Origin of the sequence: Streptomyces sp. NPDC046859 (assembly GCF_040645135.1) — a bacterium.
Taxonomy (GTDB): domain Bacteria; phylum Actinomycetota; class Actinomycetes; order Streptomycetales; family Streptomycetaceae; genus Streptomyces.
On record NZ_JBEYXR010000002.1, the window covers coordinates 400,644 to 413,985 of the forward strand.

The 13,342-nt window shown below is 72.6% G+C and carries 12 protein-coding genes; 6 read left to right on the forward strand and 6 right to left on the reverse strand.

The genetic code is table 11. The features are described 5' to 3' along the window. Positions 1-49: 49 nt before the first annotated feature. The gene (locus tag ABZ899_RS04260; RefSeq protein WP_361340446.1) at positions 50-1,288 is read right to left on the reverse strand and encodes a glycoside hydrolase family 18 protein; all 1,239 of its coding nucleotides are present in this window, start codon (positions 1,286-1,288) and stop codon (positions 50-52) included. Between the two features lie 334 nt (positions 1,289-1,622). On the opposite strand from ABZ899_RS04260, the gene ABZ899_RS04265 reads away from it, so the two are divergent. Beyond that, positions 1,623-2,795 carry an acyl-CoA dehydrogenase family protein gene (locus ABZ899_RS04265; protein WP_361340449.1) on the forward strand — a complete coding sequence of 391 codons (1,173 nt, stop codon included), beginning with the start codon at positions 1,623-1,625 and terminating at the stop codon, positions 2,793-2,795. Between the two features lie 444 nt (positions 2,796-3,239). Here ABZ899_RS04265 and ABZ899_RS04270 read toward each other — a convergent pair whose 3' ends face one another. After that, positions 3,240-3,677, reverse strand: a complete 438-nt coding sequence (locus tag ABZ899_RS04270) for a hypothetical protein (RefSeq protein ID WP_062674396.1) — start codon at positions 3,675-3,677, stop codon at positions 3,240-3,242. A 265-nt stretch (positions 3,678-3,942) separates the two neighbouring features. Here ABZ899_RS04270 and ABZ899_RS04275 point away from each other — a divergent pair, with 265 nt between their 5' ends. The 4 genes from ABZ899_RS04275 (at position 3,943) to fxsA (ending at position 8,022) form a co-directional block, all read left to right on the forward strand. Next, entirely contained in the window at positions 3,943-4,383 is a 441-nt protein-coding gene (locus ABZ899_RS04275; RefSeq protein WP_361340451.1) for an Lrp/AsnC family transcriptional regulator, read from the forward strand. A 57-nt stretch (positions 4,384-4,440) separates the two neighbouring features. After that, entirely contained in the window at positions 4,441-6,045 is a 1,605-nt protein-coding gene (locus tag ABZ899_RS04280; RefSeq protein ID WP_361340453.1) for an amidohydrolase, read from the forward strand. 545 nt (positions 6,046-6,590) lie between these two features. After that, a complete protein-coding gene (locus ABZ899_RS04285; RefSeq protein WP_361340455.1) occupies positions 6,591-7,406 on the forward strand; it encodes a polyprenol monophosphomannose synthase in 816 nt (271 codons plus the stop codon). Positions 7,407-7,467: 61 nt separating this feature from the next. Further along, positions 7,468-8,022: an FxsA family membrane protein gene (gene fxsA, locus ABZ899_RS04290; protein WP_361340457.1), complete on the forward strand. Its 555-nt coding sequence runs from the start codon at positions 7,468-7,470 to the stop codon at positions 8,020-8,022. Positions 8,023-8,242: 220 nt separating this feature from the next. Here fxsA and ABZ899_RS04295 read toward each other — a convergent pair whose 3' ends face one another. The 4 genes from ABZ899_RS04295 to ABZ899_RS04310 form a co-directional block, all read right to left on the reverse strand. Continuing rightward, positions 8,243-8,617, reverse strand: coding sequence for an RNA polymerase-binding protein RbpA (locus ABZ899_RS04295; protein WP_003977404.1), 375 nt, complete (start codon positions 8,615-8,617; stop codon positions 8,243-8,245). Positions 8,618-8,895: 278 nt separating this feature from the next. Beyond that, complete coding sequence (locus tag ABZ899_RS04300) at positions 8,896-10,254, reverse strand: MFS transporter (protein ID WP_361340459.1); 1,359 nt, start codon at positions 10,252-10,254, stop codon at positions 8,896-8,898. A 56-nt stretch (positions 10,255-10,310) separates the two neighbouring features. Next, a complete protein-coding gene (locus tag ABZ899_RS04305) occupies positions 10,311-11,081 on the reverse strand; it encodes a glycerophosphodiester phosphodiesterase (protein ID WP_361340461.1) in 771 nt (256 codons plus the stop codon). Further along, positions 11,078-11,731 carry a hypothetical protein gene (locus tag ABZ899_RS04310; RefSeq protein WP_361340464.1) on the reverse strand — a complete coding sequence of 218 codons (654 nt, stop codon included), beginning with the start codon at positions 11,729-11,731 and terminating at the stop codon, positions 11,078-11,080. Before ABZ899_RS04310 ends, ABZ899_RS04305 begins: the two co-directional genes overlap by 4 nt. A gap of 99 nt (positions 11,732-11,830) precedes the next feature. On the opposite strand from ABZ899_RS04310, the gene ABZ899_RS04315 reads away from it, so the two are divergent. Next, positions 11,831-13,330 (forward strand): PLP-dependent aminotransferase family protein, encoded by a 1,500-nt coding sequence (locus ABZ899_RS04315; protein WP_361340467.1) that lies wholly within the window; start codon positions 11,831-11,833, stop codon positions 13,328-13,330. The last annotated feature ends 12 nt before the right edge of the window (positions 13,331-13,342 follow it).

The window sequence follows — 13,342 nt, forward strand, 5'->3', positions numbered from 1 at the left end:
AAGGGGCGGAGGCTCGTGGTCCTCCGCCCCGAGTCCCCCGTGGGACCGGCTACCTGATGGCCTTGATCAGCTCACCGTTGGCGGTGTCGCCGCTCAGCTCCCAGAAGAAGGTGCCGCCGAGACCCTGCTGGTCCTTGTAGGTCATCTTCGTCCCGACGGTCGCCGGGGTGTCGTAGCTCCACCACTGGTCCCCGCACTTCGCGTACGCCGTGCCGCCCACCGTGCCGGTCGCCGGGCACCTCGTCCTCAGCACCTTGTAGTCCTCGATGCCCGCCTCGTAGGTGCCGGGCGCCGCGCCCGTCGCGGTGCCGCCGGGCTGCGACTGGGTGACGCCGGTCCAGCCGCGCCCGTAGAAGCCGATGCCGAGCAGCAGCTTGGACGACGGGATGCCGAGGCCCTTCAGCTTCGCGATGGTCGCCGAGGTGTGGAACTGCGCCTTCGGGATGCCGGAGTACGAGGTCAGCGCCGAGTGCGGAGCCGTGGGACCGGTCGCGTCCCAGGCGCCGAAGAAGTCGTACGTCATCGGGTTGTACCAGTCGACGTAGCGCGCCGCGCCCGCGTAGTCCGCCGCGTCGATCTTGCCGCCGCTGGTGGCGTCCGCGGTGATCGCCGCGGTGACCAGGTTGCCGGAGCCGAACTTCGCCCGCACGGCCGACATCACGTTCCTGAAGGCGTCGCGGCCGCTGGTGTCACAGGTGGCACCGCAGGCGTTCGGGTACTCCCAGTCGATGTCGATGCCGTCGAAGACGTCGGCCCACTTCGAGTTCTCGACCAGGTCGTAGCAGGACTGCGCGAACGCGGCCGGGTTGCGGGCGGCCTCGCCGAAGCCGGTCGACCAGGTCCAGCCGCCGAAGGACCACAGGACCTTCAGGCCCGGGTGCTTCTTCTTGAGCTCGCGCAGCTGGTTGAACGTCCCGCGCAGCGGCTGGTCCCAGGTGTCGGCGACGCCGTCCACCGACTCGCCCGCGGTGTAGGTGCGCTCGGTCGCGGCGTAGGAGTCGCCCATCGCGCACTTGCCGCCGGTGACGTTGCCGAAGGCGTAGTTGATGTGGGTGAGCTTGTTCGCCGAACCGGACGTCTCGATGTTCTTGACGTAGTACTTGCGGTCGTACGTGCCCCATTCGGTGAAGTAGCCGACGACCTTGGAGCCGGCGGAGAGTCTCGGGCCGGAGGCGGGCTCGGCGCCGGCCGGTGCGGCGCCGGCGAGCAGTCCGGCGCCGAGGACCGCCGCGCAGGCGGCGGACACGAACGCGAGGAGCCGGGGGCGTGGGGGGTGCGGATTGTGCATCGGGGTGCGTCCTCCGTGGGGGAGAGGGGAGCTGGGCCGATTGGCATGAACGCGTTGATGAACCGCTCCGTCAAGGTAGGAGGACTAGACCAGTACGTCAATGGTTCGGACCAATTCCGCACCGCGGTAACGTGCTGGACACGTTGTGGAGTGAGCGGTCGTTAACTGGTGACGGCATACGCCCGATCGGGCATACTCACAGCGCACAGCCGCTGGTCAGCAGCCTCCGAGACCCGGGGTTCGCGAGCATCGGACTGGCCCAGAGAGACCTGGCGGAGCCGCCGAACCCAAGGCGACACGTCCGCCGACGTGCCCGACAGGGAGGATCGTCGCCATGCCCGACCGCGCCCCGCAGACGGTGGACCGTCAACTGCCCACGGACGAGGCCCGGGATCTGATCTCGCTCGTCCGCGACATCGCGCAGCGCGAGATCGCCCCGAAGGCGGCCGAGGAGGAGGACGCCGGGCGCTTCCCGCGCGAGGTCTTCACGCTGCTCTCCGAGTCCGGCCTGCTCGGTCTGCCCTACGAGAGCGAGTACGGCGGCGGTGACCAGCCGTACGAGGTCTACCTCCAGGTCCTGGAGGAACTCGCCGCGGCCCGCCTCACCGTCGGGCTCGGCGTCAGCGTCCACACCCTGGCCTCCTACGCCCTCGCCACCTACGGCAGCAAGGAGCAGCAGGTCGAGCACCTGCCCGCGATGCTCGGCGGCGGGCTGCTCGGCGCCTACTGCCTGTCCGAGCCGGCCTCCGGATCCGACGCGGCCTCCCTGCGCACGCGGGCGGTCCGGGACGGCGACGAGTGGGTGATCACCGGCACCAAGGCGTGGATCACGCACGGCGGCATCGCCGACTTCTACACCGTCATGGCCCGCACCGGCGAGGAGGGCCCGCGCGGCATCACCGCGTTCCTGGTGCCCGGCGACGCCGACGGGGTCGGCGCGGCCCCGCCGGAGAAGAAGATGGGCATGAAGGGCTCACCCACCGCCCAGGTGCACTTCGACGGCGTCCGCGTCCCCGATGGGCGCCGCCTCGGCGAGGAGGGCCAGGGTTTCGCCATCGCCCTGTCCGCGCTCGACTCGGGACGGCTCGGCATCGCGGCCTGCGCGATCGGCGTGGCCCAGGCGGCCTTGAACGAGGCCGTCACCTACGCCACCGAGCGCCGCCAGTTCGGCAAGCCGATCGCCGACTTCCAGGGCCTGCGCTTCATGCTCGCCGACATGGCCACCCAGATCGAGGCCGGCCGCGCGCTGTACCTGGCGGCGGCCCGGCTGAAGGACGCGGGCCGGCCGTTCGCCAAGCAGGCGGCCATGGCGAAACTGCACTGCACCGACACCGCGATGAAGGTCGCCACCGACGCCGTCCAGGTCCTCGGCGGGTACGGCTACACCGCGGACTTCCCGGCCGAGCGGTACATGCGCGAGGCCAAGGTCCTGCAGATCGTCGAGGGCACCAACCAGATTCAGCGCATGGTCATCGCCCGTCACCTAGCGGGTCCCGAGTCACGCTGAACTGACCGCGCTTGACCTGCGGCGCCGCGAGCCGGATCCACTCCGGGTCGTGATGTCCGGGCAGCGTCCGGCCGCGGTCCGCCCACATGCGCATCAGGTCGCGGTAGATCGGCGGGTCCTGCTGCTGCGGCGGCGCCGGCGGCTGAAGCGTTCCTGCGGGACGCGGGACGAAGACGCGTCGCTGGGGCCCGGTCGCGGAGTAGGTGGGGGGCATACCCGGGCAACGCGGAGGCCGCCGGTCAAGTCACTACTCCGCCAATTCGGGCGTGAGTTCGCGGACACCCCCACACCGGGGCGTGCGCCGCGCACGGGGTGCGTCAGCTCAACACGCCTGGCAGGCACGGCGGTTGACGGGCCCGCACGCACGACTCCCGCACCACGGCGAGCAGCACGATGCCATGGTGCGGGCGTCGACGAGGATCGGATGCGGCGCGGTGCGCTCGCTCAGGCGGCGTGGCGCCGCATGACCGGCACCCGCATCGGCCGCGAGCCAGGGCCGCCGACGTGCGAGAAGGGCTGGGTCCGCCAGTCGAGCCCCTGAGGGAGCGTCAACAGCAGGGCGGTGTCCTGCTCCTGGGGCTCCGCCGACTCGTCCGCGGAGCGGGCCTCGGAGGCGAGGCGGCCGGTCCCCGCGCACACGGTGAGACCGAACGGGTTCCACGGCGAGGCGCACAGCGCGTGCTCCGGCAGGACCTCCTCGTCCGCCAGCAGTGCGATGGGCTGCGCGCAGTCCGGGCAGATCACCCGGTACATCTCGAAGGTGTCGTACGCGTCGAGTTCGTCGTCCTCCAGGGCGTCGGGTTCGACGCCCTCCGGAGCGGGTTCGACGACAAGCTGCCGGCGCTTGGGCGCCGTACGACCGGGACGCTTAAGACTCTGCATGGGATTCTCCCCCTCGGGCTGGGCCGTGAAGGCGCTGCGGCCTCGACCACAGCAAGCACTTCCCTCCGGTCCACGGCGTTAATCACGGCGACATCACGGAGCCTGTTCGACGACTGTGGCCTTCGTCACATGCCGCTCGCAGGTGCCCGCTGCGGCCGGTTTGTCCCCCGGCGGACCGACAGCGGCCGGCGCCGACATCACGAACCGGCCATGACCTGGGCCGGCGAGGTATCCGAGGAGATCAAGAGCCCTGTAGGTTCTTGCCATGGAGGAGCTGGACCGACAGATCGTGCAGCTGCTCGTCAAGGACGGGCGGATGAGCTACACCGACCTGGGCAAGGCCACCGGCCTGTCCACGTCGGCCGTGCACCAGCGGGTGCGCCGGCTGGAGCAGCGCGGCGTCATCCGCGGCTATGCCGCTGTCGTGGACCCGGAGGCCGTGGGACTGCCCATGACCGCCTTCATCTCGGTGAAGCCCTTCGATCTCAGCGCCCCCGACGACATCGCGGACCGGCTCGCGGGCGTGCCCGAGATCGAGGCCTGCCACAGCGTGGCGGGCGACGAGAACTACATCCTCAAGGTCCGGGTGGCCACCCCGCACGAGCTGGAGGAGCTGCTCGCCCGGCTGCGGTCGCTGGCGGGCGTCTCGACCCGGACGACCGTGGTGCTGTCCACGCCGTACGAGGCACGGCCGCCGAGGATCTGACCGCCCTCCCGGCGACCCCGGTCCGAAGGCGGCCGGGCGAGGCGCGAGACTGTTCCCATGAGTGAGTCCACCGCCCAGCCGCAGACCGTCCTCCTCCGCCGTGGGGAGGTCCACAGCCCCGCCGATCCCTTCGCCACCGCGATGGTCGTGGAGCGCGGCCAGGTCGCCTGGGTCGGTTCCGAGGGGGCCGCCGACGCCTTCGCGGACGGCGTGGACGAGGTCGTCGACCTGGACGGCGCGCTGGTCACCCCCGCGTTCACCGACGCGCACGTGCACACCACGGCGACCGGCCTCGCGCTGACCGGGCTCGACCTGTCCGGCGCCCCCTCCCTGGAGGCCGCGCTCGCCCTGGTACGGCACTTCGCCGCCGCCCGCCCGGGCGACCGCGTCCTGCTCGGGCACGGCTGGGACGCCGCCCGCTGGCCCGGCGGCCGCCCGCCGACGCGTGCGGAGCTCGACGAGGCCACCGGCGGCCGTCCGCTGTACCTGTCCCGTATCGACGTCCACTCGGCGGTCGTCACCACGGCCCTGCTGGAGATGACGCCGGGCGCCGCCGGCGCGCCGGACGCCCCGCTCGTCGCCGACGCCCACCACGCCGTCCGCGCCACCGCGCTGGCCGCCCTGACCGACGCCCAGCGCGCCGAGGCCCAGCGGGCCGCCCTCGCGCACGCCGTGTCCCTCGGCATCGGCACCGTCCACGAGTGCGGCGGGCCCGACATCTCCTCCGAGGACGACTTCACCGGCCTGCTCCGACTCGCCGCGCGGGAGCCGGGCCCCCGGGTCGTGGGCTACTGGGCCGAACAGGACGTCGACAAGGCGCGTGAACTCGGCGCCGCCGGCGCGGCCGGCGACCTGTTCGTCGACGGCGCCCTCGGCTCCCACACCGCCCTCCTGCACGAGCCCTACCGCGACGCCGGGCACACCGGCACCGCCTACCTGGACGCGGCCGCCGTCGCCGCCCACGTCGTCGCCTGCACCGAGGCGGGACTCCAGGCGGGCTTCCACGCGATCGGGGACGCCGCCGTGACCGCCGTCGTCGACGGGATGCGCGCCGCCGCCGACCAGGTCGGCCTCGCCCGGATCCGCGCCGCCCGCCATCGCGTCGAGCATGCCGAGATGCTGACCCCCGAGACCGTCGCCGCCTTCGCCGAGCTCGGTCTGACCGCGTCCGTGCAGCCCGCGTTCGACGCCCTGTGGGGTGGCGAGGACGGTATGTACGCCCAGCGTCTGGGTGCCGAACGCGCCCGCGCGCTCAACCCGTTCGCGGCCCTGCTGCGGGCCGGGGTGCCCCTCGCGTTCGGTTCGGACAGCCCGGTCACGCCGCTGGACCCCTGGGGCACGGTCCGCGCCGCCGCCTTCCACCACACGCCGGAGCACCGGGTGTCGGTGCGCGCCGCGTTCACCGCGCACACGCGGGGCGGCTGGCGGGCCGTCGGCCGGGACGACGCGGGAATCCTGGTGCCGGGCGCGCCCGCCGACTACGCGGTGTGGCGCACCGGCGCCCTGGTCGTCCAGGCGCCCGACGACCGGGTCGCGCGCTGGTCGACCGACCCGCGCTCCGGCACCCCCGGCCTTCCCGACCTCTCCCCGGGCCGTGACCTGCCGGTCTGTCTGCGCACGGTGATCGGCGGACGCACGGTCTTCGTACGGCCGGGCGAGTGATCTACCGGGGTGGCGTGTGCGGGCCCGGCCCGCGCCGGTGCGTCGTACGACCTGGGAATCCTGGGCGCTGACCTGGGACGCTTCCGAAAAGCCGCAGGTCGCACGCCTGTTGACAGGCGGAGGTCCGGGGCCGGTAGGTTCGGCGGCGTCCACCACCGGACGCCCGAGCAGACCACCGGGGAACTTCCGGGAAACGGTCGCAACGCCGCTGGGTCAGGGACGGTGTGCCGCACCGGCGCACCGCCACTGGGAGCCAGGCTCAGCGCCGGCGCGGCGACGACGGAACGTTCCGGCCTGCCGGGGAGGTGTGACCCGGGTGGGGCCCGGGCGCTCAGTAGACAACGGCTTCAGGTCGACCCGCAGCCGGCGGGTCCCAGGTCGGCCCGAAGGGCGCCGGGCCCCCATCCGCAGACGGCCGCGCCCCGCCGACCTCCGCGCGAGGATCCCCCGCGCGCGTCCCGCAGCGCCGTACGACCGTGCTGTCACGTCGGCGCAGGCCGCGCCCACTATGGTGGTCCTCTGCGGACGGACATGAAGGGGCAGCAGTGAACGACGGCGACGGGACCCTCGCGGCACAGGACCGGGGGAGGCAGTTCGGCCCGCTCGGCACGGCATTGGTGATCATCCCGACCTACAACGAGGCGGAGAACATCAAGAGCATCGTCGGCCGGGTCCGCGAAGCGGTCCCCGACGCGCACGTGCTCGTGGCCGACGACAACAGCCCCGACGGCACGGGCAAGCTGGCGGACGAGCTCGCCGTTCAGGACGATCATGTCCAGGTTCTGCACCGCAAGGGCAAGGAGGGCCTCGGCGCGGCCTATCTCGCGGGCTTCCGCTGGGGCCTGGAGCACGGGTACGGCGTGCTGATCGAGATGGACGCCGACGGCTCCCACCAGCCCGAGGAGCTTCCGCGCCTGCTGACCGCCCTCAAGGGGGCCGATCTGGTCCTCGGGTCGCGCTGGGTGCCGGGCGGCCGGGTGGTGAACTGGCCCAAGTCCCGCGAGTTCATCTCCCGGGGCGGCAGCCTCTACTCCCGCCTCGCCCTGGACCTGCCCCTGCGGGACATCACCGGCGGTTACCGTGCCTTCCGCCGCGAGACCCTGGAGGGGCTCGGCCTGGACGACGTCGCGTCCCAGGGCTACTGCTTCCAGGTCGACCTGGCCCGCCGGGCCGTCAAGGCCGGCTACCACGTCGTCGAGGTCCCGATCACGTTCGTGGAGCGCGCGCTCGGCGACTCCAAGATGAGCCGCGACATCCTGGTCGAGGCGCTGTGGCGGGTCACCACCTGGGGGGCGCAGGAGCGGGTGGGCAAGCTCGTGAACCGGGGGAAGCCGTCGACGCCCAAGAGGGAGCGGGCGTAGGACGAGCGGCCCCGGCCGTCCGCTTATACCGCTCTGAACCGGGCCCAGGCACACTGGACGCATGACGACTGGCGCACCGACCTCCACCTCGCCCGCCCGGCCCCGCCGCTCCCGTCTGCGCGGCTTCCTGCCGCTGGGCGTCGCCGCGTGGCTGGTGCTGGAGATCTGGCTGCTGACGGTGGTGGCCGGCGCGGCCGGCGGGCTCACGGTCTTCCTGCTGCTGGTCGCCGGGCTCTTGCTCGGCTCCGTGGTCGTGAAGCGGGCGGGCCGGCGTGCCTTCCAGGCGCTCAACGAGGCACTTCAGCGCGGCGGCACCCCGGAGAGCGGCGGTGGGAACGGGCTGATGATGCTGGGCGGCCTGCTGATCATGCTGCCGGGTCTGATCTCCGACGCGCTCGGGCTGCTCCTGCTGGTCCCGCCGGTGCAGAAGGTGGTGAGCCGTGTCGCGGAGCGGACCTTCGAGCGCAGGCTGCGCGAGGCGGCGGCCGGGTCGTTCGGCGACGCCTTCCAGCAGGCGCGCATCCACCACCCCGACGGCAGGATCGTGCAGGGCGAGGTCATCCGCGAGCGGCCCGGTGACGAGCCCCAGGAGCCCCGCCCGCCGCTGACGCGCTAGGTCGTCTCCGTGTGAAGTCGCGTCGTCCGCCCGTGGGCGGGCCGACCGGTGCGGCGAGTGGGGGTCTCCCTGTCCGAAGAGCTCGGAGGAGCGTGCCGGACATCGGACGGCAGGCGACTTCGCGGACATCCCCTGGCCACCGGCGCTGCCAGGACAACGCACAAAACCGCAGGTGCCGTGGGGCACCTGCGGTGTGTGTGCGCTCGTCGGCCGGTGTCCGCTAGGCGGACTTGCGGCTGTCCCGGGGATGAACCGCGATGTTCATCGCCCCTGACCGGAGAACGGCGAGTCGCTCCTCGAGGACCTCTTCGAGTTCCTCGCGGGTACGCCGCTCCATCAACATGTCCCAATGCGTACGCGCGGGCTTGGCCTTCTTCTCCTCAGGGCCGTCGCCGTCGACGAGGAGTGCCTGGGCTCCGCAGACCTTGCACTCCCACTCCGGCGGGATCTCCGCCTCGACCGAGAAGGGCATCTCGAACCGGTGCCCCTTCTCGCATGCGTACTCCACGGCCTGGCGCGGGGCCAGGTCGATGCCGCGGTCCGTCTCGTAGCTGGTCACCACGAGGCGCGTGCCGCGAAGAGCTCGCTCACTCATGAATCGTGCCTCCCGGGCTTGTCGCCCACAGGACAGGTGTCGCTGTCGTCGTCATCCGGTCAACGTCCGGTCGGCGGTAAAGATTCCCGTTCCGAGTCACGTTCCGGGTCATGCGTCGCCGTCGTAGCCGCAGCCTTGCTGACCAATGTCGTACCCACCGGCGCCCGGTTTGTCACATCTGCAAGGAGATGTGACCCAGCGTTTCGGCATCTTTGACGCGCAGTAACGGTACGCCTGGTAGGCCAAACGCGTACACTACCGCCCTTTCACTCCGAACGCTAAATCGTGGGCGGTACGCGGTTGCCCGCGTCGCTGATCGCCCGGCGTACGGGTACCCGCGCGAGCAGGATGAACCCGATCACGAAGAAGGCCACCAGCGAGATGATCGCGTCCCGGTAGCTCCCGGTGAGCTGGTAGGTCAGGCCGAACAGCAGCGGGCCCAGCCAGCTCATGCCCCGGTCGCTCATCTCGTAGGCCGAGAAGTACTCGGCCTCCTTGCCGGGCGGCACCAGATGGGAGAACAGGGACCGTGACAGCGCCTGGCTGCCTCCCAGGACCAGGCCGATCCCGGCCGCCAGCACGAAGAACCACACCGGGGCCCCGGCCGGCAGGAAGTATCCGGCGGCCAGCGTGACCGTCCAGGCGACCAGCGACCCCAGGATCGTCCGTTTCGCGCCGTAGATCCGCGCCAGGCGTCCCATGGTCAGCGCGCCGGCGACCGCGAGGACCTGCACCAGCAGCACGGCCCCGATGAGGGTGGACTGGCTGAGCCCCAGTTCCTCGGAGCCGTAGACCGACGCCTGGGTGATCACCGTCTGGATGCCGTCGTTGTAGACCAGGTAGGCCAGCAGGAAGGCGAGGGTGAGCGGGTGCCGGCGCATGTCGCGCAGGGTCGCGGCGAGCTGCCGGAACCCGGAGGTGGTGCCCTGCCCGGCGGCCCGCCCGGCGGCCGGTCCCCGGTCGCGCAGCCGCAGGAGCGGGACCAGTGCGAACCCGCCCCACCACAGACCGGCCGAGGCGAGGCAGATGCGGACGGCCATGCCCTCGGAGACCCCGAACGAGTCGTGCCCCAGATACAGGCCGAGGTTCACGACCAGCATCAGCGAGCCCGACGCGTAGCCGAACGCCCAGCCCCGGGAGGAGACCGCGTCGCGTTCCTCGGGGGCCGCGATCTGCGGCAGGTAGGAGTTGTAGAGCATCATCGCGACGGACTGCGCGGCGTTCGCCACCACGAGCAGCAGGCCGCCGAGCAGATAGCGGTCCCCGTCCAGCAGGAACATCGCCGCGGTCGCCGCCGCGCCCGTGTAGGCGGCGGCCGCCAGAAGCGGCTTCTTGCGCCCCGTACGGTCGGCCGCCGCCCCGACCAGCGGCATCACCAGCACGGCCACGACGACCGACAGGGAGACCGAGTACGCGAAGAACGACCCCGCGCGCACGGGGATGCCCAGCGGGTGGACGAAGCCGTCCGCGTCCGCCGCCTCCTCGGCGACCGACGTCAGATACGGGCCGAGGAACACGGTGAGCACGCTCGTCGAGTAGACGGAGCACGCCCAGTCGTAGAAGTACCAGCCGCGCTGTTCGCTACGCCGTCCGGCGGCTTCGTCGGCCACCTCCGTGCGCACGGTCTCGGTGCCCACCCCGTGCCCTCGCTTCCCCGTGGAGATCCCGCGCGAGGGCGGAGCCAGGACGGGGGTCAGACCCAGACGCCCCGGTCCTCCATGACCTTGCGCAACGTGTCGATGTGATCGGTCATGATGCCATCCACTCCCAGGTCCAGGAGCCGGTGCATCCGCTCCGGATCGTTGATCGTCCACACGTGCACCTGCAGCCCGTGCGCGTGGGCCGTCCGCACGAAGCGGTGGTCGACCACCTGGATGCCGGACTGGGCCTCGGGAACCTGGGCCGCCACCGCCGAGCGGCGCAGCGCGGCGGGCACGCCCCAGGAGCGCAGCCGCAGGTTGAGCACCCCACGGCTCCCGTACGACGTCGCCAGGCGCGGGCCCGCCAGGCGCCGGGCACGGACCACGCGCGCCTCGGAGAAGGAGCCGACGCAGACGCGGTCCCAGGCGTTCGCGCGCTCGACCAGCTCCAGGAAGGGGTGGAGCGCGGCCTCCGCCTTGAGGTCGACGTTCCAGCGCACCTCCGGGAACGTCTCCAGCAGCTCCTCGAACAGCGGCACCGGCTCCTCGCCCGCCACCCGGGCCTGCCGCACCTCCGCCCAGGGCAGGTCCCCGATCCGGCCCGCGCCGTCCGTCACCCGGTCCAGCGTGGCGTCGTGGAAGGCGACGAGCCGGCCGTCGCGCGTGGTGTGGACGTCGGTCTCGATGTACCGGTAGCCCTGTTCCACGGCCCGCCGGAACTGCAGCGCCGTGTTCTCCAGGCCGTCCGCCGCGCCGCCCCGGTGTGCGAAGGGGATGGGGCCGGGGTGGTCGAGGTAGGGGTGGCGTATCCGCGTGGTGCTCACGGACGTAGTATCGCCCCCTCGGGTTGCCCGCCGGCAACGACCGTGCTTCCGCCGGACAGCGGTGGGACGGCGAACACCCGCAGGAACAGCTGGGCCAGCGGGCCGATGGACAGCGCGTACAGGATCGTGCCGACACCGACGGTCCCGCCCAGCGCGAAGCCGGTCGTGACGACCGCGACCTCGACGGCCGTGCGCATCAGCCGGATGGAGCGCCCGGTCCGCCGGTGCAGGCCGGTCATCAGGCCGTCCCGCGGGCCCGGCCCGAAACGCGCGGCGATGTAGAGGCCGGTGGCCATGCCGTTCAGCACGATGCCGGCCACGAGGAGCGGGATCCGCGCGGCGAGGCCGTGCGTCTCGGGGAGCAGCGCGAGGGTGCCGTCCATCGCCAGGCCGACCGCGAACACGTTGGAGACGGTGCCGAGACCGGGACGCTGGCGCAGCGGGATCCACAGCAGCAGCACGGCCGCGCCGACGATGATCGAGACGACCCCGATGGTCAGACCGGTGCGCTCGGCGAGACCCTGGTGCAGTACGCCCCAGGGCTCCAGGCCGAGACCCGCGCCGACCAGCAGTGCCGCGCTCACCCCGTAGAGGGCGAGGCCCGCGTACAGCTGGGACAGCCGTCGCACGAGATGCCGCTGGCTGGACAATTGCGCCCCCTGGTGGTGGTAGTGGCCTGCCGCATGACACCCTGTGGCTTGGGATGCATCGCCATCCATGGCCAATTCGAAGTAGGTGGACTGGAAATCATGGCGCAGTGGACTTCCGCGGTGGGTGCCGCGCAGCTCGCCCGACTCCTCACCTCGCAGCAGGACCGTCCCGCCGGCCCCGGCACCCGGCGTCCGCCCGCGTACCGGGCGCTGGCCGACGGCATCCGGCTGCTCGTCCTCGAGGGCCGTGTCCCGGTCGCCGCCCGTCTGCCCGCCGAGCGGGAACTCGCCCTCGCGCTCTCCGTGAGCCGTACGACCGTGGCCGCCGCCTATGAGGCGCTGCGCGGCGAGGGCTTCCTGGAGTCGCGGCGCGGGGCAGGCAGCTGGACGGCCGTGCCCGCCGGCAACCCGCTGCCCGCGCGCGGGCTGGAGCCGCTGCCGCCCGAGGCGCTGGGCTCCATCATCGACCTGGGCTGCGCGGCTCTGCCCGCCCCCGAGCCCTGGCTGACCCGCGCCGTCCAGGGGGCCCTGGAGGAACTGCCGCCGTACGCCCACACCCACGGCGACTATCCCGCCGGGCTGCCCGCGATGCGGGCGATGATCGCCGACCGGTACACGGCGCGCGGCATTCCGACCATGCCCGAGCAGATCATGGTGACGACCGGGGCGATGGGCGCGATCGACGCGATCTGCCAGATGTTCGGCGGGCGCGGCGAGCGGATCGCGGTGGAGTCGCCGTCGTACGCCAACATCCTCCAGTTGATGAGGGAGGCCGGCGCCCGGCTCGTGCCGGTCGCCATGGCGGAGGGGCTGTCCGGCTGGGAGATGGACCGCTGGCGGCAGGTCCTGCGGGACGCGGCGCCACGGCTCGCCTACGTCGTCGCCGACTTCCACAACCCGACCGGCGCCCTGGCCGACGAGGACCAGCGCCGTCGGCTGGTGGACGCCGCCCGGTCGGCGGGGACCGTCCTGGTCGCCGACGAGACCATGAGCGAGCTGTGGCTCGACCCGGAGCTGGAGATGCCCCGGCCGGTGTGCGCGTTCGACCCCGCCGGATCGACCGTCATCACCGTCGGCTCGGCCAGCAAGGCCTTCTGGGCCGGCATGCGGATCGGCTGGGTGCGGGCCGCCCCGGACGTGATCCGCAGCCTGGTGTCGGCACGCGCCTACGCCGACATGGGCACACCCGTGCTGGAGCAGCTCGCCGTGAACTGGCTGTTCGGCACCGGCGGCTGGGAGCAGGCCGTGGAGGCGAGGCGCGGCCAGGCCCGGGAGAACCGGGACGCGCTCGTGGCCGCCGTCCGCCGCGAACTGCCCGGCTGGGAGTTCGAGGTGCCGCGCGGCGGCCTCACCCTGTGGGTCCGCACGGGCGGCCTGTCGGGGTCGCGGCTCGCGGAGGCGGGGGAGCGCGTCGGCGTCAGGGTGCCGTCCGGGCCCCGTTTCGGGGTGGACGGCGCCTTCGAAGGCTACGTCCGGCTGCCGTTCACCGTGGGCGGCGCGGTCGCCGAGGAGGCGGCGAGCCGCCTGGCCGCGGCGGCACGGCTCGTGGAGAGCGGGGTCACCGGCGGGGGCGAGTCGGTGCGGCCGTTCGTGGCCTGACCGGGCCCCGTC